A 24,908-nucleotide genomic window follows, 5' to 3' on the forward strand; every position below is an offset into this window, starting at 1 on the left:
GAATCACCCCTCCGGGGGAGGTCGGATCAGGTGCGGCCGGCGTGCAGCACCGCGCGCACCAGGAGCCCGGCGACCAGCGCCCAGAACGCGGCGCTGACGCCGAGCACAGCGATCCCGGAGGCGGCCACCAGGAAGGTGACCACGGCGGGGATCCGCTCGCCGGGATCGTCGATGGCCTGCTGCACCGACGATCCGAATGCGGCGAACAGGGCGAGTCCTGCCACGGCGGGGATCACCGCCGCGGGCGCGAGCACCACGAGTGCGGCGAACGCGGCGGAGAACACGGCGAGCACGAGGTACGACACCCCGGTCGAGACGCCGGCGACCCAGCGACGCTTCGGGTCGGGGTCGGCATCCGGCGCGGCGGCGAGGGCGGCGCTGATCGCTGCCAGGTTGATCGCGTGCCCGCCGGCGGTGGCCCCGAGGGCGGTGCCGACTCCGGTCACGAGCATCGCCGGACGCCACGGCACCTCGTATCCGAAACTGCGCATGATCGCGATCCCCGGGACGTTCTGCGAGGCCATCGTCACGATGAACAGGGGGAGAGCGAGGCCGACCAGCGCGCCGACCGTGAAGGTCGGGGTGGTGAATTCGAGACGCGGCAGGAGGAGCGCGGTGTCGAACGGTGCGCCGGACCCGACCAGTGTCACCGTGACCACGGCGGTCGCCGCCACGAAGGCGAAAGGCACCGCCCAGCGCGGTGCCAGCCGCGCGAACACCAACCAGGTGAGAACGACCGGCAGCACACCCCAGGGGTTGGCGACGATACCGGTGATCGGCGCCAGGCACAGCGGCAGGAGAACACCGGCGAGCATGGCCTGAGCGATCGACGGGGGGATGCGCGCGATCAGGGCGCCGAGGGCGGGCCAGAGCGCCGTGAGCAGGATCAGGGCAGCGGTGACGAGGAACGCCCCGACCGCCGCGGGCCAGCCACCCTCGACGGTGCCGGTCGCGACGAGGAGCGCAGCCCCCGGTGTGGACCACGCGACCGTGATCGGCATCCGATACCGCCAGGCGAGCACCACGCACGCGAGTCCCATCGTGACGCTGACCGCGAGGAGTCCGCTCGCCGCCTGCGCCGCGTCCGCACCGACGGCGTCGAGCCCGGTCAGCACGACCGCGAATGAGCTGGTGAAGCCGACGAGCGCCGTCACCACGCCAGCCAGGATCGGGCGGGAGAGCGGTGCGGCTTCGTGCATGGCTCCGAGGCTAGCGCGAGCGGAGTCCCAGGATGCTCACGCCAGACCCAGGCGGTGCGCCAGGACCACCGCCTGCACCCTGTCCCGTGCACCGAGCTTCTGAAGGATGCGCGAGACGTGCGTCTTCACGGTCGCCTCGCCGATGAACAGGGCCTTGGCGATCTCCGAGTTGCTGCGGGCGTCGGCGAGCAGCGTGAGAACCTCGGCCTCGCGCTCGGTGAGCGGCTCGGCGAGGGTGGGCCGCGGGTTCGCGGCGCCCGCGGTCGAAGGGGCCTCGACCGGGTGTGCGGGGGCAGCGGAGAATCGCGCCAGCACGCGGCGAGTGACCTCGGGCGCGAGCATCCCGTCGCCGGCGGCGAGTGCTCGGACGGCGGCGATCAGGTCCTCCGCCCCGGCGTTCTTGAGCAGGAAGCCGCTGGCTCCCGCATCCAGCGCCTGGTACAGATAGTCGTCGCGGTCGAACGTCGTCACGATGGCGATCGCGGCGGCGACCGCAGGGTCTGCGACGATTCGCCTGGTCGCCTCGATACCGTCCATGTCGGGCATCTGCACGTCCATCGTGATGACGTCGGGGTGCAGAGCGGATGCCTGGGCGACGGCCTCCGCACCCGACGACGCCTCGCCCACCACGGTGATGTCGGGCTGGGTGTCGAGGATGGTGCGGAAGCCGGCGCGCAACAGCGCGTGGTCATCGACCAGCAGCACGCGGATCGGGCCGTTCATCGGCGTGCTCCCGACGCGACCGGGGTCGGGAACGGCACCCTGGCGCGCACGCGAATCCCGCCGAGCGGACGAGGCGTCACCTCGAGCGTGCCGCCGGATGCCGCGGCGCGCTCCCGCATGCCCAGCTGGCCGAGGCCGGGTCGCACCTGGGCGACCGCGCGCCCCGTATTCACGATCTCGACCTCGACGCCGTCGTCGTCGTAGCGCACGCGGACGTCCGCGGTGGCACCGGAGCCCGCATGGCGGCGGGCGTTCGTGAGTGACTCCTGCGCGATCCGGTACAGGTTCACCGCCACCACTGAGGGGACCGGGACGGGCTCGCCGATCACGGCGTAGTCGGTCGGCAGCCCCGCCTCGGCCGATGCCTCGGCGAGCTCGGCGATGTCGTCGAGAGTGAGCGTGGAGGCGGTGTCCGTCGTCTCGCCACCGGGTGCACGCAGAGTCTCCAGCAGTTGACGGAGCTCATGGATCGCGTCGCGCGCCGATCCCTCGACGCCGGTGAGGATGCGTGCGGCCTCGGCCGGGTCGCGGTCAAGCACCAATCGCGCCGCCCCTGCTTGCACACCCATCACCGAGACGTGGTGGGCGACGACGTCGTGCAGCTCACGGGCGATGCGCACCCGATCGAGGGCGACCGCCTGCGCCGCGGTGACCTCGCGCTCGCGCTCCAACTCCACCGTGCGGTGCTCGAGGACCGACCTTTGCTCCGCGGCCGCCCACGACCGCTCGCCGAAGTAGTAGGCGCCTCCGAAGTAGAGCACGTTCAGCAGGATCTGGATGAGCATGAACGCGACGTAGGGCGACATGGCGCCCGCGACGACATCGGCCTTGTCCGCTTCGGTGATCGCGTCGCGGTACATCGTGATCAGCAGCCACACGAACATTCCGACGATGATGGCGACACGCACGATGAGTGCACGTCGGCGGTCGTTCATCCAGGCGCCGACCGTATACAGGCCGATGAACATCGCCATGTTCCCGACATAGATCTCGGGCACCCGCACGGTGACCGCGGTGAAGTAGGCGAGGGAGACGACCACCGCGACGGTTCCGGGCCAGCGGCGGCGGAAGGCGAGGGGGACGGCGACGACCACCGCGTACACGAGAGCCGTCCACAGCGCGGCCTGCTCATCGCCGTACACCTGCGCGATCGAGGAAAGGGCGGCGCTCAGGATCGCGCCGACGAAGAGCACGAGCGCGAGGAAGAAGTCGCTGCGCCGTTCGCGTTCGGTCGGCGTGCGGGTGAACGGTGCGGCGGACATCCTTCCACCGTAGGGCTGGGCGTCGGCCGCGGCATCCCCCTGGCGACGGATCACTCCGCACCGACAGCCACTTGCTATCTACTTCATGATCCTCACGCGCGAGTACTTCGCGACGTTCACCGACAAGCCCATCGCCGACCCGAACGAGGCCCTGCAGGTGTCGGTCGCGTTCAGTCAGGACTCGCGGGAGGAGGTCGACGCGATCCTCGCCAAGGGCTTGGCCGCCGGTGGAGTCGAGCCGAAGCCCGCGCAGGACTACGGCTTCATGTACTCGCGCGACCTCGACGACCCGGACGGCAACTCGCTCGGCTTCCTCTACATGACGCCCGAAGCCGTCGAGAACGGCCCGGACCACGTGGCCGACACCGCCGCGTCGGCCTGACGTGGCCGCGCGCAGCTATGGACAGTACTGCGGTGTGACGACGGCGGTCGAGCTGATCGGGGAGCGGTGGGCTCTGCTCATCGTCCGCGATCTGCTCGTCGGCCCCCGGCGCTACACCGACCTCAAGCAGGGGCTGCCGCGCATCCCGACCAACATCCTGTCGACCCGGCTGAAGGAGCTCCAGGAGGGCGGGGTCGTGCGGCGGGTGCCGCTGCTCAACTGCGGACTCGTGTACGAACTCACACCCTACGGACGCTCGTTCGAGCCGATCATGCTGGCGCTCGGACGATGGGGCTTCCAGGCGATGGGCGATCCGGAAGAGGGCGACGTCGTCACCGCGGACTCCCTCACGATGGCGCTGCGCACGGCCTTCATCGCCGACGCAGCTGCGGATGCGGAGTACGAGCTGCACGTCGGTGACGTCGCCCTCCGCGCATCGGTGCGTGACGGGGAGCTCCGGGTCGCGCAGCTCGCACCGCCCGCCCCGCCGGTGGGAGGACGCCCGCCGGAAGGCGAACCGGATGCCGTGATCGTGGCGGGACCCGGCATCCGCCGCCTCATCTCCGGCGAGATCACACCGCTGCAAGCGCTCGCGCAGGACATCGTCGCAGTCGTCCGCGGCGACGAATCCCTGCTGGACTCGTTCGCCCGCACCTTCCACATCGCACGACTCACCGTGAGGAGCACCACATGAACAGCCAGTATGTTGACGAACAACAGGCAGCCGGCCGCATCCTGATCGACCTCTTCATGACACTCGACGGCGTGGCCCAGGGGCCGGGCGGCACCGATGAGGACACGTCGGGCGGGTTCCGGTTCGGCGGTTGGCAGGCCGGATACCCCTCGTCCGGCGTCGGTCCCGAGATCGAGAAGGGGATGCGCGGGCTCGACGCGCTGCTGCTCGGTCGGCGCACGTACGACATCTTCGCCTCGTACTGGCCCCATCACACCGAGGGTGAGTCCGGCGACATCGGCACGCTCTTCAACCGCGTGCCGAAGTACGTCGCGACGCGGGATGCCGATCTCGCGCTCGGCTGGGAGGGCAGCACGCGCGTCGGTGCCAACCTCGCCGCGGAGGTCGCGGCGATGCGGGCGGCCCATCGCGAGGTGCACGTGATCGGCAGCATCGACTTCGTCCACACGCTGCTCGCCGAGGGACTGTTCGACGAGTTGAACCTCTGGGTGTACCCGCTGCTGCTCGGCGCCGGGAAGAAGGTCTTCGACGACGGCGCGCTTCCGGCCGTACTGCGCCTGCTCGAACCGCCGATCACCGATGAGGCCGGGGTGACGCTGTTCCGCTACGCGCGGACCGATCGAGTGCCGCAGGTCGGGACGTTCGAGTGAGATCTCAGCCGAGGAGTCGCTCGATCACCCGTGCCACGCCGTCTTGATCGTTGGACGCGGTCGTCTCGTCCGCCGCGTCCTGCACGAGGGGTTCGGCACCGGACATGGCGACCCCGTGCCCTGCCCAGCGGAGCATCTCGACGTCGTTGAGTGCATCGCCGAAGGCCACCACGTCGGTGCGGTCGATGTCGAGGTGCTCGCAGAGCCGGGCCAAGCCGGTGGCCTTGGTGACGCCCTCGGCCATGACCTCCACGAACGGAGCCCCGGAGAGCGTCGCCTCGAAGCCGGTCAGCCCGAGAGAGCGGACCGTGTCGAACAGGGCATCGGGCGCGAGTTCGGGATGGCGGATCACGAACTTCAGGCTGGGGGCGGCGAGCACCTGCTCCAACGGCACCCCGCCCATCGTGGCAGGGTCGCGCTTGTGGTCGGTGAGAGCCGCGATCGCGGCGTAGCCGTCTTCGGCCACGAACGTCTCGCCGGCCTCGCGCACGCTCGCGAACAACAGGCCAGGGATGCTTGCGCGCAGGGCTTCCGCGAGTGCCCGGATCGTCTCGGGCGGAAGCTCCTCGGCGAAGAGCATCCGCCCGTCGTCGAGACGCACGGCGTAGGCGCCGTTGCTGCACAGCGCCCAGCCGTCGAACCCTGCATCCGCCGCGATGGCACGCAGCCCGATCGGCTGGCGGGCTGTCACGGGAACCACGTGGATGCCGCGTTCTCGTGCCGCATCGAGCGCCGCGCGAGTGCGTGCGCTGACGGTCGAGGTCGAGTCCAGGAGGGTGCCGTCGAGGTCGGTGGCGATCAGCCGCACGCTCATCGGATCGGCCTTCAGGAGAAGATCATCGGCAGGTCGTCGTCATCCTCAGCGCCACCGGTGCCCAGGCGATGCCCATCGAGGTCGACCACTACCGGAACGTGATCGCTGGGCTGTTCGCCCTTGCGCTCGTCGCGATGGATCGAGGCTCCGGTCACGGCTTCGGCGAGCGTGCGCGAGCCCAGCACGAAGTCGATCCGGACGCCCTCGTTGCGCGGGAACTTCAAGCGCTGGTAGTCCCAGTAGGTGAAGCCCTCGGGGATCAATGGGCGCACCACATCGGTGACCCCGGCATCCTGGAAAGCGAAGAACGCCTCGCGCTCTTGCGGGGAGACGTGGGTGGAACGGCCGATCACGATGTCGGGATCACCGTTGTCGTGATCGAACGGGATGATGTTGAAGTCGCCGACCAGGGCGAGCGGGAGATCGGGGTTCGCCGAGAGCTCGGCAGCCGTCGACTTCTTGAGCTGCTCCAGCCAGTGCAGCTTGTACAGGTAGTGCGGGTCTTCCAGGGAGCGACCGTTGGGGACGTACAGGCTCCACACGCGGACTCCGTCGACCATGACGCCGAGCGCGCGCGCCTCGAGCGGTGCATCAGGGCCTTCATGGCCCTTGGCGAAGCCCGGCATTCCGTCGAAGGCCGTGCGCACATCGGTGATCGGCAGGCGGCTCGCGATCGCGACCCCGTTCCACTGGTTCAGCCCGTGCACCTCGACGTGGTACCCGGCCTCCTCGAACGGCGCGTACGGGAACTGCTCCGGCTTGCACTTGATCTCCTGCATCGCCAGCACGTCGACGTCTTCACGGACGGCGAATTCGACGGTGCGGGTGACGCGGGTGCGGATGGAGTTGACGTTCCAGGTGGCCAAGCGCATGCCTCAAGCCTAGGGTGTGCCTCCTACACTGGATGCCGTGACCGCACTCGACGCAGACCGCCAGACGCTCCTCGACCTCATCAAAGACGAGGCGGTGTTCCACGGCGACTTCACCCTCTCCAGCGGCAAGCAGGCGACGTACTACGTCGACATGCGCAAGCTCACCCTGGACCACCGTGCCGCTCCCGCGATCGGCCGCATCATGCTCGACCTGATCGGCGACCTCGACGTCGTGGCGGTCGGCGGCCTCACGCTCGGCGCCGACCCCATCGCGAACGCGGTGCTGCACGCGTCGGTCGCCGCCGACGCCCCGCTCGACGCCTTCGTCGTGCGCAAGGAGCCCAAGGACCACGGTCGCGGTCGTCAGATCGAAGGCGCAGACGTCGAGGGCAAGCGCGTCGTGGTGCTCGAAGACACCTCGACCACCGGCCAGTCCGCGCTCAAGGCCGTCGAAGCCCTGCGCAAGGAAGGCGCCGAGATCGTCGCCGTCGCCGTGATCGTGGACCGCAAGACCGGCGCGCAGGCCGCGATCGAAGCCGAGGGCCTGGAATGGCGCGCGGCCTTCGACCTCGACGACCTCGGGCTCGACCCGCAGTGACGCGCTACGCGCTCGCCGTCGATGTGGGCGGCACGAAGATGGAGGCCGCGCTCGTTGCGGACGACGGCCGGTTGCTCCCGGGGAGTCGCAGTCGCCAGCCCACCGGTCGGGACGCCACGTTCGAGTCGCTGGACGCGGCCGTCGTCGCGATCGTCGAGCATGCGCTCGCTGCGCTTCCGGACGATGCGGAGCTCGTCGGCGCGGGAATCGGCAGTGCTGGTCCCGTCGACCGCTCCCTCGGCGCGATCGTGCCGGTGAACATGCCGCTCGCACGCGGCTTCCTCCTGGAAGGGGCCGTCCGCGCCGCGGCCTCCACCGTCCTCGGGGGCGACGTGCGCACCGTGCTCGGCCATGACGGCGGTGCCCTCGCGCTCGCCGAGTCGTGGCTCGGTGCCACCCAGGGGGCCGGTGCCTCGCTGTCGATCGTGGTCTCGACCGGCGTCGGCGGCGGATTCGTCGCGAACGGTGCCTACATCCCCGGGGCCACGGGCAACGCCGGTCATCTCGGCCAGGTGCGCCGGGAGGGCGGCCTGACGCTCGAGGAGATCGCCTCGGGGCCCGCGAGTGCCGCGTGGGCCCAGCAGCAGGGGTGGACCGGCGCCACCGGCGAAGACCTCGCACGGGATTCGGCGGCCGGCGATCCCCTCGCGCGGGCGGCGATCGAGCGTTCGGCCCGCGAGGTGGGGGAATCGCTCGCGGATGCCGCGACTCTCGTGGACCTCGACGTGGTCGCCATCGGCGGCGGATTCTCGCGAGTGTCGGCCGACTACATCGACCTCGTGCAGCAGGCGCTCACCGCGAGCGCGGCGCACGAGTACTCGCGCCGTACTCGCGTCGTGCGCTCAGGGCTCGGCGACGAGGGGCCGCTCATCGGCGCCGCTGCTCTCGTGCTGCGGTAGGTCGCTCCGCACGCTCTGTTCACCGTCCCGCGGTGAGCAGGTGCCGTGGTGGCCCCTCAAGTCGGGCGACGGCGATCTTGAGGTCGGTGATGTCTGCGGCAACGGTGTCGATGCGGGTGGTGAGTGTCTCCTCGACGGTGTCGATGCGGGTGGTGAGTCGCTCCTCGACGGTGTCGATGCGGGTGGTGAGTCGCTCCTCGACGGTGTCGATGCGGGTGGTGAGTCGCTCCTCGACCGTGTCGATGCGGGTGGTGAGTCGCTCTTCGACGGTGTCGATGCGGGTGGTGAGTTTGCCGTCGACACCGTCGATGCGCTCGTCGATGCGGCGGATCATCCACGCGCCGGCGGCGAGGAGGCTCGTTCCGAGCGTGAGCACGATGCCGATCGCGCTGATGATGATCGCGAGGACCTCGGTGGACACGCATGCTCTCCTTGCTCGGATGGGTTGCCACGACGTTACGCCGCTCTCGGCGGTGCGGGTGCCGGTATTCCGGCATCCGTGCAGAAGTCGGCGTGGTCGCGGGGCGTGGAGGAGAGGTCAGCTCGTCGCGGAGCGGGTCTGCCGCTGTCGGGAGGCGATCAGCATGAGCACCGGTACGAGCGCGCAGAGCGCGGCGGACACGAGGAAGGTCGCATTCGACGCCGGGTCCCTTCCGATCAGGAGGACCACCGTGGGCACGAACGTTCCGCCGACCGCGCCGCAGGCGACGAGAGCACCGGTCACCGCAGCGCTGCGCGCGGGGTCGAGGCGGTCGAGGGCGAGTCCCAGGATGACGCCGTAACTGGGCGCGAGAAGCACGACCACGGCGGCCAAAGCGATGAGCGCCGCCCCCGGCGCGGACCCCACCAGCAGCCCCGCGGTCGCCATCAGGACCGCCGCGCCGCTCGTCGCCGACACGAGGATCACGATCGGCGAGACGGAGAGGTGGCGCAGTCCCGCCGCGCTGAACCGCCCGATGGCCATGAGCGTCCAGAACGCCGAGGTCCCCAGCGCGGCGAGACCGGGATCGACCGCGAGGATCCGCGCCGGGATCACCGCCGACCATCCGGACAGCACGGTCTCGACACCGACGTACAGGGGGAGCGCGACAGCGAAGGGGAGGAGCACGAGCAGCCCGCGGACGTCACGATGCGCGGGAGCTGTGGCGGGAGAGGTCGGGGCCGTCGATCCCACGAGCATCGCGAGAGTCAGAAGCGGCACGATCGCCAGGATTCCGAGCATCGGACGCATTCCGGATCCCACGGCGACGAGCAGGGGCGTGACCGCGGCGCACACCGCGACCGTGCCGAGCAGAGCATTGAGCAGCCCTGTCGCGCTGCCGGTGGCCACGGACTTCGCCGCCACGGATCCCGAAGCCTCCACCAGCCCGAACCCGAATCCGGCGACGGAGGCCGCGGCGATGAACACGGCGGGGGCGTCGGCCACGGATGCGGCGACGATGGCGGCGGCCTGGAGTGCACTGCCGAGCATGAGCGTGACGTGCGTCGAACGGCGTGTCAACAGGGGCCCCGACAGCAGCACGCCGAACAGGAGTCCGGCGAACAACGCGGGGACGGCGGCGCTGAGGTCGGTGGCCAGCGCGCGTTCCGTGGAGGGCAGGACCGCGGGGACGAAGGCGGCCGTGACCCCGAGGCTCGCGAAGGCGGCGAACAGCCCCGCTCGCGCTCGTCGGGTGCGGGCGGTCACGCCTCCGTCTTCCGCACGCGGTGGACGGCGGCGAAGGTGTCGCGCAGCGCCTCCATCGAGCGGTCGTAGTTCGACTGAGCGACGCCGATGAAGATGCAGTCGACCACCATCAGCTGGGCGATCCGGCTGCCGAGGGCACCCGACCGGAAGCCGGTCTCGCGCGCGGCGGTCGTCAGCACGATGTCGGCCTGGTCGGCCAGCGGCGCGCCGGCGTGGTTCGTGATCGCGATCGTGGTCGCTCCGGTCTGGCGGGCGAGCAGCAGGAACTCGATCGTGTCGGTCGTGGTGCCGGTGTGCGACACCGCGATCGCGACGTTGCCAGGGCCGAGCGTCGCCGCCGAGGTCCACGCGGCATGCGGATCCGACCAGTCCAGCGCCGTGCGTCCGATTCGAGTGAGTTTGCGCTGCAGGTCGAGGCCGACGATGGAGCTCGCGCCCACACCGAAGATGTCGACCCTGGTCGAGGACGTGATGGCGTCGACGGAGGCGCGCAGCGATTCGGTGTCGAGCACCTTGGCGGTGTCCGCGAGCGAGAGCGTCTCGGCCAGCGACACCTTCGCGACGATGTCGGACAGCGTGTCGTTGCGGTCGATGTCACCGGAGACGGCGGGGAGTGCAGCCGTGTCGAACGTCTCGCGTTCGACGTCGCGCAGCACGTGGTTGCGCAGCTCGCGCACGTGTTCGTAGCCGAGGCGCTTGCAGAACCTCACCACCGAGGTGGTCGAGGTGTCGCAGCGCTGGGCGAGTTCGGCGATGGAGAGTCCCGCGGTTCCCGCCGGATCGGCGAGGAAGAGGTCGGCGATGCGCTGCTCGCTCGGACGCAGCTCCGGACGGATCGCACGCATGCGGACGAGCACGGGGTGTGCGCCGGCATCGTCGCGGGCGGCTTCGTAAGGCATAGGTTCTCCGATCGCTGTTCATAACAGTAGAGGAACTTCTGTTACATGAGTAGCGTCGGTCGTGTACTTTTAGTACCAACCCAGACCGACGATGTTCGCGGGCGGCAGGCAACAGTGCCTGACCCGACGCCACGGCGACGCGTCCCAGCCAGGAGGAATCAGCAATGAGCACAGCACGGCGGGCGTCCTTCGGCGCCCTCACAGCCACGGGTGTCGCTTTGGCGCTCGTGATCACCGGTTGTTCCGCACCCGCGTCCGACACCCCGTCGACGGGGGAGGCCGGCGGCGACCTCGTCATCGGCGTCACGAGCGACCCCGACACGCTCTTCCCGTGGAAGGCGACGCAGTTCCAGGCCGTCAACGTCCTGCAGAACCTGTACGGCACGCTGACCGAGTTCGACGAGGACCTCAACGTGGTCCCCGGCCTCGCCGAGTCGTGGGACGTGTCGGAAGACGGTCTCACCGTGACCTTCCATCTGCGTGAGGGCGTCACCTACGCGGACGGCAGCACTTTCGGCTCCGAAGACGTGAAGTACTCGCTCGACGCCATCGCCGCCGAGGAGACGGCTGCGGTCGCGGCGAGCTCTCTCGCCTCCGTCGCCGCGGTCGAGGCCACCGACGAGAACACCGTCACCCTCACCCTGAGCGCTCCCGATGCCGCGCTTCCCGCGAACCTCGCCGTGATCAACATGGCGATGCTCTCCTCGGACGACACCGAGGAGGGGCTGAACACCACCCCGAACGGCACCGGTCCTTTCATCCTCGACGACCGCAAGGCGAGCCAGTCGATCACGCTGGCGAAGAACGAGGACTACTGGGGCGATGCGGCGCTGCTGGACACGGTCGAGTTCCGCGTGATCCCCGACGAGTCGTCGATCGTGTCGGCGATGCAGTCCGGCAACGTGCAGCTGGCCGTCTTCGACGACCCGCTGGTCGCGCAGACCGCCGAGGGGGCGAACGTCGAGGTCGCCACGACGCCGCAGCTGAGCTACCACGCGCTGCAGCTGAACGCCACGCGCGGTGACCTGACCGACGTCAACGTGCGCCTCGCGATGCAGTGCGCGATCGATCGCCAGGAGGTGCTCGACACGGCCGCTCTCGGCGAGGGCGAAGTCACCGGTCCCATCACCTCTCCCGCGTACAAGTCCGACCCCGAGGCGCGTCCGTGCCCCGAGCGCGACCTCGACAAGGCCGCCGAGTACCTGAAGAAGGCGGGCAAGGAGGACGGCGTCACCATCAAGACGATCGTCTCGCAGGGCGAGTACGCGACGTCGGTGAACGAGGCCCAGAACCTCAAGGCCCAGCTGGCCGACGCGAACATCACGCTCGACCTCGAGGTGCTCGAGTCCGGTGCGTTCGTCGACCGCTGGATCGCAGCCGACTTCGACGCCGCCGTCGCCCTCAACGGCGGCCGCCCCGACCCCGACGGCATGTACGGCCGCTACTTCACCAGCACCGGGAACCTGAACAAGGTCGCCGGCTACTCCTCGCCCGAGCTCGACGCGCTGTTCGCCGAGGGTCGCCAGACGGCCGACCCGGAGACGCGCAAGGACATCTACGCGCAGGTCTCCGAGAACCTCGAGGACAACGCCGCGTGGATCTGGCTGTTCACGAGCTACACGTACACGGCGACCGCGTCGACGGTCGACGGGTTCACCCCGATGGCGAACGGCTCGCTGCAGTACCTGCGGACCACCTCCATCAAGTAGCGGAACGGAGGGGGCGCGGTCACCGCGCCCCCTCCCTCCCCGACGACAGGCACCCTCACACGCGCATGTTCAGACAGCTCCTCCGCAACAGTGTGCTGCGACGCATCGTCGCCGCACTCGGCACGCTCCTCGGCGTCGCCATCTTCGTCTTCCTGATGCTGCGGGCGATCCCCGGCGATCAGATCAGCTCCGGCCTCGGCACGGAGGCGGCCGCCCTCACGCCCTCGCAGCGTGCCGCCCTCGAGGCGTACTACGGTCTCGACCAGCCGCTCTTCGTGCAGTTCTTCTCGTGGCTGGGGAACATCTTCACCGGAAACCTCGGCTTCTCCTCGCGCGCTCAGACGAGCGTCCTCGAGCTCACCGCCGCAGCCCTGCCCGTCACCTTCGAACTCGCGATCTTCTCCATCGTGATCGCCCTGGCCATCGGCATCCCCCTCGGGATGCTCTCCGCCTCGAAGCCCGACTCCTTCCGCGACGGCGTCGGACAGGTCATCGGCCTGGCCGGGCTCTCGATCCCCGCGTTCCTGCTCGGGACGGCGCTGCTGGCGATCCTCGCCTCGTCGTTCGGCTTCAACCCGAACGGCCAGGCCTACGCCACGCTGTTCGAGGACCCGCTGCTGAACCTCCAGCAGATGCTGCTGCCCTCGATCGTGCTCGGCTTCGGTATCGCCGCGCCGATCATGCGCACGACGCGCACGGCGGTGCTGGAGATCCGCTCCAACGACTTCATCCGCACCGCCAGGGCGAAAGGTGTCCCGCCGCGGCGACTGCAGGTGCGCCACGTGCTCGGCAATGCCCTGGTGCCCATCGTCACGATGACCGGCCTGCAGTTCGGCTATCTCCTCGGCGGCGCCGTGGTGGTGGAGCAGATCTTCTCGCTCCCCGGCATAGGACGACAGGTGCTGCTCGGCATCCAGCAGAAGGAGTATGCGCTCGTGCAGAGCACCGTCCTCGTGATCGCGCTCGCCTTCGTCATCGTCAACCTGCTCACCGACCTGCTGTACCGGGTCATCGATCCTCGGGTGCGTGCCGCATGACCGACATCTCTCAGACTCCGTCTCTCGCCCCCGGCGGCGGGCGCAGCATGGAGCGCGTGCGTCTTCTGCTGCGCAGCCGCAGCGGACTCACCGGCCTCATCATCGTCGCTCTGCTCGCGGTGTTGAGCCTCGTCTCGGCGTTCGGGCTGCTGCCGTTCGATCCCCTCGCGCAGGATCCGCCCTCGCGCCTGCAGCCGCCGTCCGCCGTGCACTGGTTCGGCACCGACCAGTTCGGTCGCGATGTGTTCTCCCGCGTGGCCGCCGGCGTCGCCAACTCGGCTCTCATCTCCGTGGTCGCAGTGGCCTTCGCCACCGTGGTCGGCACCGTCTGCGGACTCATCGCCGGCTTCTACCGCGGCTTCTCCGACGGCGCGATCACCGCCGTGACGAACGTGCTGTTCGCGTTCCCGCCGCTGCTGCTGGCGCTGTCGCTCGCTTCGGTGTTCGACCGCAATTGGTTCACCATCGCCGTGGCGATCGCGATCGTGTACGTGCCGATCTTCATCCGCGTCACCCGAGGACCCGTGCTGTCGCTGCGCGAGGTCGAGTACGTCAAGGCGGCCAAGAGCACGGGTCAGGGTCGCATGGCGACCATGTTCCGGCACGTGCTGCCGAACATCACGTCGATCATCATCGTGCAGGTCACGCTGTCGCTGTCGTGGGCCGTGCTCACCGAGGCATCGCTGAGCTTCCTCGGTCTCGGCACGCCCCCGCCCGCGCCCTCGCTCGGCTCGATGATCTTCGAGGCGCGAACGCTCGTGACGATCGCCCCGTGGACGATGATCGCGCCCGGCGTGATCGTGGTGCTCCTCGTCGTCGGTCTGAACCTGCTCGGCGACGGGCTGCGCGACAGTCTCGACCCCCGGAACAGAGGAAAGCGATGACCCTCGAGGATCTCGGTGGACTGGCCACGGAGGCCAGCGACCCGCGCTATGCGGAACTCGACCTGATGAGCGTGGCTGAACTGGCGCAGACCATGAACGAGGCGGATGCCACGGTGCCCGCCGCCGTGCAGCGGGCCCTGCCGCAGATCGTTCCCGCGATCGAGGCGACGGCCGCGCGCATGGCGCAGGGCGGCCGCCTGGTCTACGTCGGCGCGGGAACCCCGGGGCGCATCGGCGTGCTCGATGCCTCGGAATGCCCTCCCACGTTCAGCACCCCGCCGGAGCTCGTCTTCGCGATCATGGCCGGAGGGCCCGGCGCGATCGTGAACCCCGTCGAGGGGGCGGAGGACGACGCGGACGCGGGTGCTGCAGCGATCGACGCGGCAGGAATCGGCCCGCTCGACACCGTGATCGGCATCGCTTCCAGCGGACGCACCCCCTATGTGATCGCGGCCGTCCGCCGAGCGCGCGAGCTCGGCGCGCTCAGCATCGGGCTCTCGTGCAACGTCGGCACCGCGCTGAGTGCGGCGGCGGAGCACGGGATCGAGGTCGAGGTCGGCCCCGAGGTGCTCTCCGGCTCGACCCGGCTCAAGTCGGGCACGGCGCAGAAGCTCGTGCTCAACATGTTCTCGACCATCTCGATGGTGCGAAACGGCAAGGCCTACGGCAACCTGATGGTGGACCTGAAGGCCACCAACCACAAGCTCCGCGAGCGGGCCATCCGAATGGTGCAGACCATCGCGGAGGTCGACCGCGACGCGGCGGTGTCCGCCCTGGAGACGGCCGCCTACGACGTGAAGCTCGCGTCGATCATGATCCGCCGCGAAGAGGATCTCGTCGCGGCCACCGCTCGACTGGCCGCCGCCGATGGTCGGCTGCGCACCGCACTGGAGGAGAACTGATGCGCGTCCTCGGACTGATCTCGGGCACCTCGCACGACGGGATCGATGCCGCCGTCGTCGACTTCACGACCAGTGGCGGCTTCACCGCGCACGGCGTGGACCTGCACGGCACGGTGCTCGCGGCGACCAGCGTGCCGTACGCATCCGAGTTGCGGGCGCGGCTGATCGCGGCGCTGCCTCCGGCGCAGACGACGCTCGCCGAGGTCGCGGAGCTGGACACGCTCATCGGTCAGGCGTTCGCCGAGGTCGCCGCGGACATCGCTGCCGAGGTGGGCGGCGTCGACGCGGTGTGCTCGCACGGGCAGACCGTGTACCACTGGGTCGAGGGCGCGCACGCGCTGGGCACCCTGCAGATCGGGCAGCCCGCCTGGATCGCGGAGAAGGTGGGTGCCCCCGTGGTCTCCGACATCCGCATCCGCGACATCACGGTCGGCGGACACGGTGCACCGCTGGTGTCGTTCCTCGACGAGCTGTTGCTGCGCTCGCGCGCCGGAGTCTCGGCAGCCCTCAACCTGGGTGGCATCTCGAACATGACGGTGGTGCGGCAGGACGGTCTGGTCGCCTACGACATCGGCCCCGCGAACGCACTCGTGGACGCTGTCATCGTGGAGCACGACCTCAACCCGCTCGGCTACGACGACGACGCCGCGATCGCCCGCACCGGACAGATCGACGAGGCGCTGCTGGCCGCTCTGCTCCAGGACCCCTACTACGCCCTCACCCCGCCCAAGAGCACGGGCAAGGAGCACTTCCACCTCGGCTACGTGCACGAGCACCTCGCCGCGCAGGGGCGAGAGATCCCCGTCGCGGATGTCGTACGGACCCTGACCGAGCTCACGGTGCGCACTGTCGCGCGTGACGTGGAGGCGGCGGGCATCGGATTCCTCGCCGTGTCGGGTGGTGGCTGCCGCAACCCGCTGATCCTCGACGGGTTGCGCGCCGCGCTGCCCGCGACGGAGGTCGTGCTGGCCGACGAGCTGGGGGCCGCAGCCGACAGCAAGGAGGCGATCCTCCTCGCCCTGATCGGCTGGTCCACGATGCACGGCATCCCCGCGATCGTGCCCGGCGGCACCGGCGCTCGCGAGCCGCGGATCCTCGGCACCATCACCCCGGGTGTCGGTCCGTTGCAGATGCCGGAGCCGGTCGCCGCCATCGACTCCCTCGTGCTCACGGAGGCCGCGGCATCGTGATGCTCCAGGTGCGCCCCGCCACCCCGGACGACCTGTCCGGGGTGCTCGAGGTGTTCCTCGCGTGCTGGCGGGAGAGCTATCGCGGCGTCCTCCCCGACACGGCGCTCGACGCGATGAGCGACGAGCGCGCGGAGGCGCTGTGGCGTCGGGTGCTCTCCGAGCAGGCGGGCGTCGTGCTCGTCGCGGAGAGCGATGGCGGGATCGTCGGGATCACGCGGTACGCCGCGAGCCCCTCCGAAGACGGTCGCATCGACGGCGCCGTGCACTCGCTGTACGTGTCACCCCGAGCCCACGGCGGCGGCATCGGCGGAGCACTGCTGACGAGGGCGACGGCCGCGCTGCGGGAGGCCGGGGCCGAGGCCGCGACGCTCTGGGTGTTCGCCGCGAACGCGCCGTCGATCGGCTTCTACGAGGCGAAGGGTTGGCATGCGGATGGAGCCACCCGCACGCAGCCGGAGTTCGGCGAGCCCGAGCAGCGCATGCGCAAGGAGTGGACATGAGCGCGGTGGTGCGTCTGCGCGTGCTCCGGGTGGCGTCGCCGCTGGTGCGGCCGTTCATCACGGCCGTGCGGCAGACGGACCGTCTCGACGTCGTGCTGGTCGAGGCGACCGATGCGGAGGGGCGCAGAGCATACGGCGAAGCCGCCACGAGCTGGCGCGTCACGGGAGAGAGCCCCCAGAGCGTCGCCGCCGCGGTCGCGGGTCCTCTCGCCGACGTGGTGATCGGTCGCGATGCCGGCGACGCCGGGCTCCCCGGGGACATCGCACGGTCGATCCAGGGCAATGCCGCCGCCCGCAGCGCTGTCGAGTGCGCGGTCGCCGATCTCGACGCCCAGCAGCAGGGGGTCTCGCTCGTGGCCGACCTGTCTCGCGCGCACGCGGTGCACAACTCCTCAAGAACGTCGCACCTCCGCACCGACATGACCCTGTCCGTGGGGGACCCGGAGGAAGTGGCGGCGGTTTCTGAGGAGTACGTCACCGCCGGCTTCGGCTGCCTCAAGCTCAAGGCTTCCACCGCGTACGACACCGTGGCCGTACTCCGAGCCGTCCGGGGCGCTGTCGGGCCCGACATCACCCTGCGCATCGACGCGAACCAGGCCTGGGACGCCGAGGCCGCGATCCGCGTGATCCGCGCCGCCGAGGACGCGGATCTCGGGCTCGAGCTCGTCGAGCAGCCGGTCGCGGCCCGCGACCTCGATGGGCTCGCCGCGGTGACGGCGGCCGTGGACACCCCGATCATGGCGGACGAGTCGGTACGCACGGCCGATGATGTGCGCGGGATCGCCGCCCGGGGAGCCGCCGACCTCGTGAACATCAAGCTCGCCAAGACGGGCGGCCTGGCGGAGGCGCTCGCTGCCGCCGAGGCCGCACGAGAGACCGGTCTGGGCGTTGTGGTCGGCTGCATGATGGAGTCCCACGTCGGAGTGAGTGCCGCAGCCCACCTCGCGGCAACCGTCGCCCCCGACGTGGTGCACGACCTGGACGCGGCGTCCTGGCTGCGTCGTTCACCTGTGGTGGGCGGGGTCGCCCTGTCCGGTGAGGTGCTGGCCCTGGGGACAGGCCCGGGCCTGGGCATCATCGGGCTCGCGTCCGACGCGCAGACCGACGTCCTCCTCGACCTCACCCGCGGTGCGGAGGTACGCGCATGACCGCCGCCGGAGCCGTCGCCGCCGTGCTCGCGATGGAGTCCTCCCCGCGCGGAGTCGTCGCCGGCGTCGTGACGGAGGCGGGGCGCGATGTCGCGGCCGGCGGCCTGGCCGATCTCGCAGGAACCCCGACCACCACTGAGACCGCGTTCGACATCGCCTCGGTCTCGAAGGTCGCGGCCACGACGACCGCGATCCTGAACCTGGTCAGCCGGGGCGACCTGCGCTTCGACGACCGGGTCGACCGGTTCCTCTCCGGCACCGCCTGCGCTCCGGGAACGACGGTGCGCCACCTCCTGCAGCACCGTGCGGGCCTGTGGGAGTGGCAGCCCCTCTACCTCGACCGCGAGCACCCCGGTGACCCTGCGGCCGCAGCCGATGCGATCCCGCTGCGATACGGCCTCGACGACGCCCGTCACTACTCCGACCTCGGCTTCATGCTTCTGGGCCGCATCGTCGAAGCCGTCGCCGACCTGCCCCTGGACGAAGCCGTGCGGGAACTGGTCACGGCACCCCTCGGGCTCGACCGCACCGGGTACGGACCCGTCGGGCGCCCCGTCGCCTCGTCCGCGGTCGGCGACATCGCCGAACGTCGCATGGTCGCCACGGGAGAGCCCTATCCGATCCTCACCGCCTCCAGGGATTTCACCTGGCGCGAAGGCGAGATCGCCGGGGTCGTGAACGACGGCAACTGCTTCCACGCTCTCCATGGCGTCTCCGGCCACGCCGGTTTCTTCAGCACCGCAGACGACCTGCTGACCTTGGGGGAGGCGCTCGCCGCACCCGACAGACATCCTGCGCTGTGGAACCCCGACACCGTTGCCGAGCTCTTCCGCGACGGACCGGATGCCGGACAGGCGCTGGGGTGGCGCAGTGACACGGTCGCCGTCGCCGGCCGGTCGACCCGTGTGCTCTGGCACCCCGGCTTCACGGGCTGTGCCCTCGGGATCATCCCGAACACCGGCACCGCCGCGGTGCTGTTGAGCACCCGCCTCTTCGCCCCCGAACCCGCACCGACCGAAGTGCTCTGGCGCACGGTGCTCCCCGCCCTCCTGGACGACAACGAAGGAACGAGAACATCATGAGCATCACCGAGCCCGTGCTGAGCATCAGCGGTCTCGCCGTCGCCTTCCGGACCGGTTCCGAGCTGGTCACCGCGATCAGCGACGTCAACATCGACATCGCCGCCGGTGAGACCGTCGCGGTCGTGGGCGAGTCGGGATCGGGTAAGTCGACCACCGCGGCAGCGGTCAACCGTCTGCTGCCGGAGAACGGCGCGATCACGGCCGGGAGCATCCGCTTCGACGGGCGCGAGCTGACCGATCTGCCCGAGAACGCGATGATCTCGCTGCGCGGTGCGGGGATCGGCCTCGTGCCGCAGGATCCGATGTCGAACCTCAACCCGCTCATGCGTGTGGGCGAGCAGATCGGCGAGGCTCTCGAGGTGCACGGCCACACGCACGGCGACGCCACGAAGACCCGGGTCGTCGAGCTGTTGGAGATGGTGGGGATCGCGGACGCCGCGCAACGCGCGCACCAGTACCCGCACGAGTTCTCCGGGGGCATGCGTCAGCGCGTGCTGATCGCGATGGGTCTCGCCTGCAAGCCGCGCCTGCTGATCGCCGACGAGCCCACCTCAGCCCTCGACGTGACGGTGCAGCGGCGCATCCTCGACCAGCTCGACACACTCACGGATGAACTCGGCACCGCGGTCTTCCTGATCACGCACGACCTGGCCCTCGCCGCCGAGCGTGCCGACCGCATCGTCGTGATGTTCCGCGGCCGGGTGGTGGAGGAGGGGACATCCGCGCAGGTCCTCGGCGCCCCGCAGCACGAGTACACCAAGCAGCTGCTCGCCGCGGCGCCCAGCCTCGCCTCCCGCCGGGATGCCCTGCCGCAGCGCGAGGCGGCCACGGGCACCCCGTTCGTCGAGATCCGCGATCTCCGCAAGGAGTTCGCCCTGCGCGCCCCCAAGGCGGGGGAGCCGCAGACGTTCACGGCGGTCGACGGAGTGAGCTTCGAGATCCGCCGCGGCACCACGGTGTCGATCGTGGGAGAGTCGGGGTCCGGCAAGTCGACCACCGCGAACATGGTGCTCGGGCTCGAAGACGCCACATCGGGCTCGATCCTGTTCGACGGACTCGACCTGACCACGCTCCGCCGCAAGGAGCTGTTCGCCCTGCGCCGTCGGGTGCAGCCCGTCTTCCAGAACCCCTACGCCTCGCTCGACCCGCGCTACACGGTCGAGCAGTCGATCGCCGAGCCGCTGCGCGTGCACCGCATCGGCACCACGGCGTCTCGCAAGGCGCGGGTGCTCGAGCTGCTGGAACAGGTCGCCCTCCCCGCGGCGATGGCCGAGCGCCTGCCGCACGAGCTGTCTGGAGGGCAGCGTCAACGCGTCGCGATCGCCCGCGCCCTGGCGCTCGAACCCGAGCTCGTGGTGCTCGACGAAGCGGTGTCGGCACTCGACGTGCTCGTGCAGGCGCAGATCCTCGACCTGCTCGCCGACCTGCAGAAGCGGCTGGGCCTGAGCTACCTCTTCATCAGCCATGACCTCGCCGTGGTGCGGATGATCTCCGACGAAGTGCACGTCATGCAGCGCGGCGTCGTGGTCGAGAGCGGCACCCCGGAGCGGATCTTCGACGACCCGCAGCATCCGTACACGCGCGAACTGCTCGCCGCGATCCCCGGAGCTTCCCTGGCGTCCTGAGCGGGCAGGTGTCACGCCTGTTGCCGGTCACATGTCGGGAGGATGGGCGGATGTCGGGCGGATGCCCCTCATCCGCCCGACATCCGTGAAATCTCCCGACATCCGCTCCGGACGGCATCCGGACGGCATCCGCTCCGGGGGCGGCATCCGGGCGGGGGTGGGGCTCAGCGCGTGCGGTCGTCGTCGTCCCAGGGACCTTCCCACCAGCCTGCGCGGCCGTCGTCCGAATCACCGCGTCTGCGACGGGAGCGCACGAACTGCACGATGAACACGGTCAGCGAGCTGAGCAGGATCAGGAAGACGACGAGGAACAGCAGGTCGTTCTGGGTCATGGGCGTTTCCCCTCCGCGGCATTCGCCACGATCTTCGCGATACGGGCGGTCTTCGTCTCCGCCCGCTTGGCCATCGCGATCTGCGTGAGGCCGAACTTTTTGACCGACTTCGGAAAGGCATCCCAGTTGGTCCGCGCGGCGGGGAAGGCGTCGAGCGCGGCGGCGAACTCGTCCGGTTCGATCCCGGCCTCCGGTCCGTCGAGCACGGTCCAGGAGCCGTTCGCCTTCGCCTCGTCGAGCACACGGATCCCGGCGGGGGCGAGCAACCCCGCGGCTTCGAGCTCCGCGATGCGGGCCTTGTTCGTCGCCGCCCATCCGCTGCCAGGACGACGAGGGGAGAACCACTGACCGTTCGCCCGGTCGTCCGTCCCGTCGTCGAACACGCGTACCGGTCCGTCGATCCAACCGAAGCAGAGCGCGTGCCGGACGGCATCCTCGTAGCCGACCCCCTCGGCGGAGCCGCGCACGCTGAGCAGCCAGACCCCCGCCGCGCGCTCGTGGTTCTCCTCGAGCCAGGAACGCCAGGCCGCCGCATCCGCCGCCCGGATCCGCTCGCCGTCGTCCAGCGCGCCCATGGGCTACTTCTTGGTCTTCACCGTCGTGATCGTCTCGGTGATCCGCGGCAGCAGGTCGGCCACCGACTGCACGATCTCGTCGGGACGGAACGGGTACTTCTCGATCTCGGCCTGGTCGCTGATCCCGGTGAGAACGAGCACCGTGTGCAGGCCCGCTTCGATGCCCGCCACCACGTCGGTGTCCATGCGGTCGCCGATCATGCCGGTGCGCTTGGAGTGCGCGCCGATCTTGTTCAGCGCCGAGCGGAACATCATCGGGTTCGGCTTGCCGACGACGTAGGGCTCCTTGCCCGTGGCCTTGGTGATGAGGGCGGCGATCGCTCCGGTGGCCGGGAGGGGGCCGTCGGCGCTCGGGCCCGTGGCATCCGGGTTCGTGACGATGAAGCGCGCGCCGCCGATGATGAGGCGGATCGCCTTCGTGATGGCCTCGAACGAGTAGTTGCGCGTCTCACCGACGACCACGAAGTCGGGGTTCGTCTCGGTCATGATGAAGCCGGCGTCGTGCAGGGCCGTGAGGATGCCGGCCTCGCCGATCACGAAGGCCGAACCGCCGGGCAGCTGCTGCTTCAGGAAGTCGGCGGTCGCGAGGGCCGACGTCCAGATGCGCTCCTCCGGCACGTTCAGGCCGCTGATGCGCAGGCGTGCGGACAGGTCGCGCGCGGTGAAGATCGAGTTGTTTGTGAGCACCAGGTACGGGATGCCCGCGCTCTCCCAACCGGCGAGCAGTTCGGATGCCCCGGGGATGGCGTCGTTCTCATGGACGAGCACGCCGTCCATGTCGGTCAGCCAGCATTCGATGTCGTCGCGTTGTGCCATGTGCACAGCCTAGAGGGCGAGTGTTTCTGGCACATGACCATTCGAATCGCGCGAATGGCTCGGCTTCACGTCGAAACGCAGCCGATCGGGCGATTCCAACCGGGAGGCTAAGGCGCGGGGGTGCTGCGTCGACAGCGCCGGGACGCGCTCGCAACAGCGGCGACGGCCGCCCTTCTGCGGGAGAGGGGCGGCCGTCGGGGTGGTGGGGAACCCGTCGCGCCGGTCGTCGGCGGATTCAGTCCGCGCGCCGGCGTCGGCGGACGGCGGCGATGCCCGCCGTGAGACCTCCGGCCGCCACCAGTCCTCCGGCCGCCAGCAGGAGCGCGGTCGGTGTCGTCCCGCCGGTGTCCGCCAGCCCATCGGCTCCGGTCCCGTCCGACCCGTTTCCGGATGCCGAGGGTGCATCGGGATCACCGGGCTGCGGTGCAGGGTCGGTGGGGTCGGTGGGGTCGGTGGGGTCGGTCGGGTCGGTGGGGTCGGTGGGAGCGGCGGCCAGCACCGCCGCACTCTCGACGGCCGCGGCATCCAGTGCCGTCACGACCCAGGTTCCCTGGTCGGAAGCGAACGTCTGCGAGGGGAGCGGGTACGAGAGCTCCGTCGATCCTCCGGCCCAGAGGGTGTCGACGAGGGTCCCGTCCGCGGCGACGATCTCGGCTGCGGTGCCCGTGCCGTGGTAGATCGCGTACTGTCGCGCCTCGTCGGCGTCGCCCGCGCGCCAGGTGAGGGCACCGTCCGCCACCGTCACATCCACGGGTGCCGTTACGCTGCCATCGGACAGCCAGGGCTTGGCCGGCACGATCGTCGGATGCCCGAAGGCCTCCGACTTCAGCAAATCGATCGCGTCGTTCTTCGCCTGGTTGCGCGGCTGCTGATCGGCGGGGAGCGCGGCGACGTCACTCGGCTTCATGTCGTTGTAGCTGAAGAGCACACTGCCGTCGATCCCGTCGAGCTTCTGGTTGAAGCGGATCTGATTGGGCACCTCCTCCGGGTTCATCCACGCCTGCTCCCAGCCGCCGTTGTTGACGTGCTTGTACAGCGCGTGCCCGACGTAGATCTGCGTGCGGCTGTCGGCGGTCGTGTCGCTCCACCAGCTCGCGAGCTCGCCGTACGGGGCTGCACCCTGGTCGAAGCTCCAGTAGATCTGAGGGGCGAGGTAGTCGACGAGCTCGTCCTGAACCCAGCCTCGGGTATCGGCGAAGACGGTCGTGCTGTACGTCTGCGACGAGCCGGTGGGCGTGTGCGACCCCGCGGGGTCAAGCGCGCTGTGCTCCCAGATGCCGAACGGGCTCACGCCCAGCTGCACCGCGGTGCCGGCGCTGTCGTTGTGGGCGTCGATCGTGTCGCCGACCTCGGTGATCAGCGCCGTGATGTTGTCGCGCCGCCACTCCTCGATCCCCGCGGCGGTGTCGGCGTACCCTTCGGTGAGGCCGAACTCCTCGAACGTCGCCCTGTCCTCCCCGGCAGTGCCGAACAGCACGTTCACACCGTTGACCGTGATGCGGTAGGGGTAGAAGTAGTCGTCGAAGTGGATCGCGTCGACGTCGTAGTTCTCCACGATCTCCGCGACGGTGGCGGCGACCGAGGCCCGGACCTCTGGCTGCCCGGGGTCGAGGAACAGCTTCTCGTCGAACGCCAGCACGTGATCGGGGTGCTGCACGGCGTAGTTGTCGTCGGCGAGGATGCCTGCCTCGTTCAAGGCCGAGATGTACTCGGGGATGCTGAGCGCCTTGACCTCGTCGGCGTCCAGGCCGAGGGCTCCGAGGACCGACGCGGCGGTCATCTTTGTGTTCGTGACCCGGTAGGGGTTCAGCCACGCGTGGAACTCCATCCCGCGGGCGTGTGTGGCTTCGACGGCACGGGCGAGCGGATCGTAGCCGGGGTCGGCGCCCTGCGTTCCGGTGAGGAATTCCGACCAGGGGTTCAGCGCCGAGGGGTAGTAGGCATCGAGCAGCGGGCGCACCTGGAAGATCACGGCGTTCATGTTCCACGACTCGAAGTCATCGAGCACGGTGCCGAAGCGGTCGTCGAAGTCCGCGGCATCGGTCGGCTTGCCGAAGTTCAGGTTGGCGATGGTGGCGACCCAGGCGCTGGAGAACCGGCGGTTCTCCGGAGTGAGCTCGGTCGGGATCGACACCTGGGTGCCGGATCCGGGGTAGGTGTCGACGGGGGTGGTTCCGTAGCCGTAGTCCCCCGCTGCATCCTTCACGTACTTGTACAGCAGTTCCTCGTCGTCGGCGGCTCCGGCGGCGGTGGGAAGGCCCAGGAGCAGGAGGGCACAGGTCGCGGCAACAGCAGATCTTCTCAGCATCGAGTCCTCGATCAGATGGGTGGAAACGGTTTTCAGAGTGTGCCACAAATGTGGAACTGATTACCATCCCGAGTCGTGCCGATGGTCGCAGGATGCCGGAATGCCGCGAGAAGAGGGGGTG

Annotated in this window: 26 protein-coding genes; 14 read left to right on the forward strand and 12 right to left on the reverse strand. The window is 69.8% G+C overall.

Features of this window, described 5'->3' with window-relative positions; genetic code table 11:
* Nucleotides 1–26 precede the first annotated feature (26 nt).
* Genes LC041_RS00140 through LC041_RS00150 form a run of 3 tightly spaced genes read right to left on the reverse strand, consistent with a single transcriptional unit; the run spans nucleotide 27 to nucleotide 3,184 of the window.
* Nucleotides 27–1,199 (reverse strand): benzoate/H(+) symporter BenE family transporter, encoded by a 1,173-nt coding sequence (locus tag LC041_RS00140; RefSeq protein ID WP_226530944.1) that lies wholly within the window; start codon nucleotides 1,197–1,199, stop codon nucleotides 27–29.
* 36 nt (nucleotides 1,200–1,235) lie between these two features.
* Entirely contained in the window at nucleotides 1,236–1,922 is a 687-nt protein-coding gene (locus LC041_RS00145; protein WP_226530945.1) for a response regulator, read from the reverse strand.
* A complete protein-coding gene (locus LC041_RS00150) occupies nucleotides 1,919–3,184 on the reverse strand; it encodes a sensor histidine kinase (protein WP_226530946.1) in 1,266 nt (421 codons plus the stop codon). Before LC041_RS00150 ends, LC041_RS00145 begins: the two co-directional genes overlap by 4 nt.
* A gap of 85 nt (nucleotides 3,185–3,269) precedes the next feature.
* Here LC041_RS00150 and LC041_RS00155 point away from each other — a divergent pair, with 85 nt between their 5' ends.
* From LC041_RS00155 to LC041_RS00165, 3 genes are read left to right on the forward strand one after another with little or no spacing between them, the layout of a single operon-like run.
* Nucleotides 3,270–3,566, forward strand: a complete 297-nt coding sequence (locus LC041_RS00155; protein WP_308012725.1) for a VOC family protein — start codon at nucleotides 3,270–3,272, stop codon at nucleotides 3,564–3,566.
* A 1-nt stretch (nucleotide 3,567) separates the two neighbouring features.
* Entirely contained in the window at nucleotides 3,568–4,260 is a 693-nt protein-coding gene (locus LC041_RS00160; protein ID WP_226530947.1) for a winged helix-turn-helix transcriptional regulator, read from the forward strand.
* A complete protein-coding gene (locus LC041_RS00165; protein WP_226530948.1) occupies nucleotides 4,257–4,910 on the forward strand; it encodes a dihydrofolate reductase family protein in 654 nt (217 codons plus the stop codon). The genes LC041_RS00160 and LC041_RS00165 overlap by 4 nt, the downstream gene beginning before the upstream one ends.
* 4 nt (nucleotides 4,911–4,914) lie before the next feature.
* On the opposite strand, the gene LC041_RS00170 is transcribed toward LC041_RS00165, so the two are convergent.
* Nucleotides 4,915–5,724 (reverse strand): Cof-type HAD-IIB family hydrolase, encoded by an 810-nt coding sequence (locus tag LC041_RS00170; protein ID WP_226530949.1) that lies wholly within the window; start codon nucleotides 5,722–5,724, stop codon nucleotides 4,915–4,917.
* Nucleotides 5,725–5,735: 11 nt separating this feature from the next.
* Nucleotides 5,736–6,596, reverse strand: a complete 861-nt coding sequence (locus LC041_RS00175) for an exodeoxyribonuclease III (RefSeq protein ID WP_226530950.1) — start codon at nucleotides 6,594–6,596, stop codon at nucleotides 5,736–5,738.
* Between the two features lie 37 nt (nucleotides 6,597–6,633).
* Between LC041_RS00175 and pyrE the strand changes: the two genes are divergently transcribed.
* Both pyrE and LC041_RS00185 read left to right on the forward strand, forming a co-directional pair.
* Nucleotides 6,634–7,194 carry an orotate phosphoribosyltransferase gene (gene pyrE, locus LC041_RS00180; RefSeq protein ID WP_226530951.1) on the forward strand — a complete coding sequence of 187 codons (561 nt, stop codon included), beginning with the start codon at nucleotides 6,634–6,636 and terminating at the stop codon, nucleotides 7,192–7,194.
* Nucleotides 7,191–8,093 (forward strand): ROK family protein, encoded by a 903-nt coding sequence (locus LC041_RS00185; RefSeq protein WP_226530952.1) that lies wholly within the window; start codon nucleotides 7,191–7,193, stop codon nucleotides 8,091–8,093. Before pyrE ends, LC041_RS00185 begins: the two co-directional genes overlap by 4 nt.
* 19 nt (nucleotides 8,094–8,112) lie before the next feature.
* On the opposite strand, the gene LC041_RS00190 is transcribed toward LC041_RS00185, so the two are convergent.
* From LC041_RS00190 to LC041_RS00200, 3 genes are all read right to left on the reverse strand, one after another.
* Nucleotides 8,113–8,514, reverse strand: a complete 402-nt coding sequence (locus LC041_RS00190) for an apolipoprotein A1/A4/E family protein (protein WP_226530953.1) — start codon at nucleotides 8,512–8,514, stop codon at nucleotides 8,113–8,115.
* Between the two features lie 117 nt (nucleotides 8,515–8,631).
* Nucleotides 8,632–9,780: an MFS transporter gene (locus LC041_RS00195; RefSeq protein ID WP_226530954.1), complete on the reverse strand. Its 1,149-nt coding sequence runs from the start codon at nucleotides 9,778–9,780 to the stop codon at nucleotides 8,632–8,634.
* On the reverse strand, nucleotides 9,777–10,679 hold the full coding sequence (locus LC041_RS00200; RefSeq protein ID WP_226530955.1) for a MurR/RpiR family transcriptional regulator: 903 nt from the start codon (nucleotides 10,677–10,679) through the stop codon (nucleotides 9,777–9,779). Before LC041_RS00200 ends, LC041_RS00195 begins: the two co-directional genes overlap by 4 nt.
* A gap of 164 nt (nucleotides 10,680–10,843) precedes the next feature.
* Here LC041_RS00200 and LC041_RS00205 point away from each other — a divergent pair, with 164 nt between their 5' ends.
* The 9 genes from LC041_RS00205 to LC041_RS00245 all read left to right on the forward strand — a co-directional run bounded on the left by LC041_RS00205 (nucleotide 10,844) and on the right by LC041_RS00245 (nucleotide 20,756).
* Complete coding sequence (locus LC041_RS00205; RefSeq protein ID WP_226530956.1) at nucleotides 10,844–12,388, forward strand: ABC transporter substrate-binding protein; 1,545 nt, start codon at nucleotides 10,844–10,846, stop codon at nucleotides 12,386–12,388.
* 65 nt (nucleotides 12,389–12,453) lie between these two features.
* Nucleotides 12,454–13,425: an ABC transporter permease gene (locus LC041_RS00210; protein ID WP_226530957.1), complete on the forward strand. Its 972-nt coding sequence runs from the start codon at nucleotides 12,454–12,456 to the stop codon at nucleotides 13,423–13,425.
* The gene (locus tag LC041_RS00215) at nucleotides 13,422–14,309 is read left to right on the forward strand and encodes an ABC transporter permease (protein WP_226530958.1); all 888 of its coding nucleotides are present in this window, start codon (nucleotides 13,422–13,424) and stop codon (nucleotides 14,307–14,309) included. The genes LC041_RS00210 and LC041_RS00215 overlap by 4 nt, the downstream gene beginning before the upstream one ends.
* Nucleotides 14,306–15,211: an N-acetylmuramic acid 6-phosphate etherase gene (gene murQ, locus LC041_RS00220; RefSeq protein WP_226530959.1), complete on the forward strand. Its 906-nt coding sequence runs from the start codon at nucleotides 14,306–14,308 to the stop codon at nucleotides 15,209–15,211. The genes LC041_RS00215 and murQ overlap by 4 nt, the downstream gene beginning before the upstream one ends.
* Nucleotides 15,211–16,401: an anhydro-N-acetylmuramic acid kinase gene (locus tag LC041_RS00225; RefSeq protein WP_226530960.1), complete on the forward strand. Its 1,191-nt coding sequence runs from the start codon at nucleotides 15,211–15,213 to the stop codon at nucleotides 16,399–16,401. Before murQ ends, LC041_RS00225 begins: the two co-directional genes overlap by 1 nt.
* A complete protein-coding gene (locus LC041_RS00230) occupies nucleotides 16,401–16,901 on the forward strand; it encodes a GNAT family N-acetyltransferase (RefSeq protein ID WP_226531783.1) in 501 nt (166 codons plus the stop codon). Before LC041_RS00225 ends, LC041_RS00230 begins: the two co-directional genes overlap by 1 nt.
* Nucleotides 16,898–18,049, forward strand: coding sequence for a mandelate racemase/muconate lactonizing enzyme family protein (locus LC041_RS00235; RefSeq protein WP_226530961.1), 1,152 nt, complete (start codon nucleotides 16,898–16,900; stop codon nucleotides 18,047–18,049). Before LC041_RS00230 ends, LC041_RS00235 begins: the two co-directional genes overlap by 4 nt.
* Complete coding sequence (locus tag LC041_RS00240; RefSeq protein WP_226530962.1) at nucleotides 18,046–19,131, forward strand: serine hydrolase domain-containing protein; 1,086 nt, start codon at nucleotides 18,046–18,048, stop codon at nucleotides 19,129–19,131. The genes LC041_RS00235 and LC041_RS00240 overlap by 4 nt, the downstream gene beginning before the upstream one ends.
* Nucleotides 19,128–20,756, forward strand: coding sequence for an ABC transporter ATP-binding protein (locus LC041_RS00245; RefSeq protein ID WP_226530963.1), 1,629 nt, complete (start codon nucleotides 19,128–19,130; stop codon nucleotides 20,754–20,756). The genes LC041_RS00240 and LC041_RS00245 overlap by 4 nt, the downstream gene beginning before the upstream one ends.
* Before the next feature lie 164 nt (nucleotides 20,757–20,920).
* On the opposite strand, the gene LC041_RS00250 is transcribed toward LC041_RS00245, so the two are convergent.
* The 4 genes from LC041_RS00250 to LC041_RS00265 all read right to left on the reverse strand — a co-directional run bounded on the left by LC041_RS00250 (nucleotide 20,921) and on the right by LC041_RS00265 (nucleotide 24,787).
* Entirely contained in the window at nucleotides 20,921–21,088 is a 168-nt protein-coding gene (locus tag LC041_RS00250) for a hypothetical protein (protein ID WP_226530964.1), read from the reverse strand.
* The gene (locus LC041_RS00255) at nucleotides 21,085–21,663 is read right to left on the reverse strand and encodes a YdeI/OmpD-associated family protein (protein WP_226530965.1); all 579 of its coding nucleotides are present in this window, start codon (nucleotides 21,661–21,663) and stop codon (nucleotides 21,085–21,087) included. The genes LC041_RS00250 and LC041_RS00255 overlap by 4 nt, the downstream gene beginning before the upstream one ends.
* A 3-nt stretch (nucleotides 21,664–21,666) precedes the next feature.
* The gene (locus tag LC041_RS00260) at nucleotides 21,667–22,479 is read right to left on the reverse strand and encodes an HAD-IIA family hydrolase (RefSeq protein WP_226530966.1); all 813 of its coding nucleotides are present in this window, start codon (nucleotides 22,477–22,479) and stop codon (nucleotides 21,667–21,669) included.
* A gap of 235 nt (nucleotides 22,480–22,714) precedes the next feature.
* Nucleotides 22,715–24,787: a glycoside hydrolase family 10 protein gene (locus tag LC041_RS00265; protein WP_226530967.1), complete on the reverse strand. Its 2,073-nt coding sequence runs from the start codon at nucleotides 24,785–24,787 to the stop codon at nucleotides 22,715–22,717.
* Between the last annotated feature and the right edge of the window lie 121 nt (nucleotides 24,788–24,908).

Origin of the sequence: Microbacterium paraoxydans, assembly GCF_020524545.1 — a bacterium.
In the GTDB taxonomy this organism is placed as follows: Bacteria; Actinomycetota; Actinomycetes; order Actinomycetales; family Microbacteriaceae; genus Microbacterium; species Microbacterium paraoxydans_C.

What these genes read in the sequence shown, in the direction of transcription:
- LC041_RS00165 (WP_226530948.1), top strand. Translation starts at nt 4,257, where the DNA reads ATGAACAGCCAGTATGTTGACGAACAACAGGCAGCCGGCCGCATCCTG.
- LC041_RS00155 (WP_308012725.1), top strand. Translation starts at nt 3,270, where the DNA reads ATGATCCTCACGCGCGAGTACTTCGCGACGTTCACCGACAAGCCCATC.
- LC041_RS00215 (WP_226530958.1), top strand. Translation starts at nt 13,422, where the DNA reads ATGACCGACATCTCTCAGACTCCGTCTCTCGCCCCCGGCGGCGGGCGC.
- LC041_RS00265 (WP_226530967.1), bottom strand. Translation starts at nt 24,787, where the DNA reads ATGCTGAGAAGATCTGCTGTTGCCGCGACCTGTGCCCTCCTGCTCCTG.
- LC041_RS00255 (WP_226530965.1), bottom strand. Translation starts at nt 21,663, where the DNA reads ATGGGCGCGCTGGACGACGGCGAGCGGATCCGGGCGGCGGATGCGGCG.
- LC041_RS00205 (WP_226530956.1), top strand. Translation starts at nt 10,844, where the DNA reads ATGAGCACAGCACGGCGGGCGTCCTTCGGCGCCCTCACAGCCACGGGT.
- LC041_RS00240 (WP_226530962.1), top strand. Translation starts at nt 18,046, where the DNA reads ATGACCGCCGCCGGAGCCGTCGCCGCCGTGCTCGCGATGGAGTCCTCC.
- LC041_RS00235 (WP_226530961.1), top strand. Translation starts at nt 16,898, where the DNA reads ATGAGCGCGGTGGTGCGTCTGCGCGTGCTCCGGGTGGCGTCGCCGCTG.
- LC041_RS00150 (WP_226530946.1), bottom strand. Translation starts at nt 3,184, where the DNA reads ATGTCCGCCGCACCGTTCACCCGCACGCCGACCGAACGCGAACGGCGC.
- LC041_RS00210 (WP_226530957.1), top strand. Translation starts at nt 12,454, where the DNA reads ATGTTCAGACAGCTCCTCCGCAACAGTGTGCTGCGACGCATCGTCGCC.
- murQ (WP_226530959.1), top strand. Translation starts at nt 14,306, where the DNA reads ATGACCCTCGAGGATCTCGGTGGACTGGCCACGGAGGCCAGCGACCCG.
- LC041_RS00225 (WP_226530960.1), top strand. Translation starts at nt 15,211, where the DNA reads ATGCGCGTCCTCGGACTGATCTCGGGCACCTCGCACGACGGGATCGAT.
- LC041_RS00140 (WP_226530944.1), bottom strand. Translation starts at nt 1,199, where the DNA reads ATGCACGAAGCCGCACCGCTCTCCCGCCCGATCCTGGCTGGCGTGGTG.
- LC041_RS00245 (WP_226530963.1), top strand. Translation starts at nt 19,128, where the DNA reads ATGAGCATCACCGAGCCCGTGCTGAGCATCAGCGGTCTCGCCGTCGCC.
- LC041_RS00175 (WP_226530950.1), bottom strand. Translation starts at nt 6,596, where the DNA reads ATGCGCTTGGCCACCTGGAACGTCAACTCCATCCGCACCCGCGTCACC.
- LC041_RS00230 (WP_226531783.1), top strand. Translation starts at nt 16,401, where the DNA reads ATGCTCCAGGTGCGCCCCGCCACCCCGGACGACCTGTCCGGGGTGCTC.
- LC041_RS00250 (WP_226530964.1), bottom strand. Translation starts at nt 21,088, where the DNA reads ATGACCCAGAACGACCTGCTGTTCCTCGTCGTCTTCCTGATCCTGCTC.
- LC041_RS00145 (WP_226530945.1), bottom strand. Translation starts at nt 1,922, where the DNA reads ATGAACGGCCCGATCCGCGTGCTGCTGGTCGATGACCACGCGCTGTTG.
- LC041_RS00200 (WP_226530955.1), bottom strand. Translation starts at nt 10,679, where the DNA reads ATGCCTTACGAAGCCGCCCGCGACGATGCCGGCGCACACCCCGTGCTC.
- LC041_RS00260 (WP_226530966.1), bottom strand. Translation starts at nt 22,479, where the DNA reads ATGGCACAACGCGACGACATCGAATGCTGGCTGACCGACATGGACGGC.
- LC041_RS00170 (WP_226530949.1), bottom strand. Translation starts at nt 5,724, where the DNA reads ATGAGCGTGCGGCTGATCGCCACCGACCTCGACGGCACCCTCCTGGAC.